The organism is Dietzia sp. SLG310A2-38A2, from assembly GCF_014145095.1.
GTDB lineage: Bacteria > Actinomycetota > Actinomycetes > Mycobacteriales > Mycobacteriaceae > Dietzia.
In genome coordinates this window covers 1-2,085 of the sequence record NZ_JAALDX010000204.1, presented here as the reverse complement: position 1 = coordinate 2,085, position 2,085 = coordinate 1, and the positions used below count along the sequence as shown (strand labels likewise).

Here is a 2,085-nt window from a genome sequence, read left to right as displayed (position 1 = left end):
TCCCCCCGCCACGGGGTCGGTGGCGAACCGGTTGCGGGGGTCGACCCGCATGACCCGCGCGGTGGTCCACCCCTGTGCCAGACCGTCGGCGTCCTGCCGCAGCGGCGCGGCCCGGTCGGGCGCGGCGACCGACAGCACGGGGTCGGAGTCGAGGCTGAAGTCCAGCGGCATGGTCGGGGTTCCTTATGCAGATCGTGAGGGGGCGGTCAGCGTATCCGGCGACGGCCGTGGCCACAGGGACCGCCCGCGTCACCGGACCAGGTCTCAGCCCGAGACCATCTTGATGTAGAGCAGTCGGTCACCGGTCTGCAGGGCGTCGGCCTCGGGCTCGTTGACCTTGATCAGCTGACCCTTGCGGACCACCCCCAGGACGAGTTCGGCGAGATGTCGGGGCGAGCCGCCAACCTCGGTCTCCTCCACGCGCCGTTCGGCGATGGAGAACCCTTCGTCTGGCGTCAGCAGGTCCTCCATCATCCCCACGACGGTCGGGGTGATGGTCGCCAGTCCGAGCAGCCGGCCCGCCGTCTCGGCGGAGACCACCACGGAGTCCGCACCGGACTGCTTCAACAGGTGTTTGTTGTCGGACTCGCGAACGGTGGCGACGATCTTGGCGTTGGGTGCCAGTTCCCGTGCGGTCAGTGTGACCAGCACCGCGGTGTCGTCGGAGTTGGTCGCCACCACCACGGCGGCGGCGCGGGTGACGCCCGCGAGCTTGAGGACGTCCGACCGGGTGGCCGAGCCCTGGACGGTGACCAGTCCGCGGGCGGCAGCCGACCTCAGAGCCTGGGGGTCGGTGTCCACCACGACGATGTCGTCGGGGGCGATCTCGTCGGCGAGCATTGCCGCGACCGCGGACCTGCCCTTGGTGCCGTAGCCGACGACGACGGTGTGGTTACGCACGAGGTTCCTCCAGCGCTGGATCCTGAGGGCCTGACGGGACTGCTCGGTGAGCACCGACAGGGTCGTGCCGACGAGCAGGATCAGGAAGAGCACGCGCAGCGGCGTGATCAGGATGGCGTTCAGCAGCCGCGCCTGCTGGGTGATCGGGGATATGTCTCCGTAACCCGTGGTCGAGAGAGAGACGGTGGCGTAGTAGAACGCGTCGACGACCGTGATCCTGCCGTCGGCTCCACCGCCGCCTTCGTACCCGTCCTGATCGAGGTACACCACCAGGGCCGCCAGAGACAGCGTGAGCACGGCCATCAGCACGCGCTTGCCGATCAGCCGCCACGGGCTCTCGGCGTTCGCGGGGATACTCACCACGCCCACGAGGATGTGGTCGGGGCTCTCGTCCAGGGGGTCGCTGCCACGGGCACGGGACGTGAGTGCGCGCTTCCTCACCATCGGCAGCTCCGTTCCGGGACGGGACCGCCGTCAATCGTCGGGGTCACCGGGACCATCGTGGCCTATCGGCCCCCGTCGGACAACAACCGGCCTCGCCCCGGACCGGCGGAGAGGAGGCTGAGCAGCTCCTCGGCGTCGGGGAGATCGGTCGGTTCGACCGTCCTGCCGGAGCGGACGTAGTGGAAGGCGGCCCGGACCCTGCCGAGCTCGATGGGGCGACCGAGCCTGGCGGAGACGACGTGCGCCCACGCGTAGCGGTAGACCGCCAGCTGGAGCGAGACGGCGGGCAACTCCCCGGAACCCGGTACCCGCCCGGTCTTCCAGTCCACGACGATCCAGTCGTCCCCGTCGGCGAACACCGCGTCCATCCGGCCACGCAGCAGATGCTCCCCGAGTCCCACCTCGAACGGCACCTCCACCGCCTCGGGTGTCAGTCGTGCCCACCGAGACGCCTCGAAGGCCTGCTGCAGCGCCGCCAGGTCCGACTCCGACAGGCCGTCGACCGCGCCCTGGTCCCCGGCGCCGGGGAGGTCGTCGATGTCGAGCAGATGGGTGGCCCCGAAGCGGTGTTCCAGCCACAGATGGAATCGCGTACCGCGACGGGCGAAGCGGTCGGGCCGGAACGGCACCGGTCTGCGGAGGCGGTCGGCGAACGCGTCAGGGTCGGTCGCCATGGCCACCACTTCGCCGGCGGTCAGCCGCCGCGGCAGGACCACGGCGTCGCGCTGCTCGGCGGCCCGG

2 protein-coding genes are annotated in these 2,085 nt (G+C 70.6%); both read right to left on the bottom strand.

The window, feature by feature from the left end; translation table 11 throughout:
- Window positions 1-264 precede the first annotated feature (264 nt).
- Window positions 265-1,344 carry a potassium channel family protein gene (locus tag G6027_RS07800; protein ID WP_182636680.1) on the bottom strand — a complete coding sequence of 360 codons (1,080 nt, stop codon included), beginning with the start codon at window positions 1,342-1,344 and terminating at the stop codon, window positions 265-267.
- A gap of 62 nt (window positions 1,345-1,406) precedes the next feature.
- The coding region (locus G6027_RS07795; RefSeq protein ID WP_182636679.1) for a PD-(D/E)XK nuclease family protein at window positions 1,407-2,085 on the bottom strand (679 nt) is incomplete at its 5' end.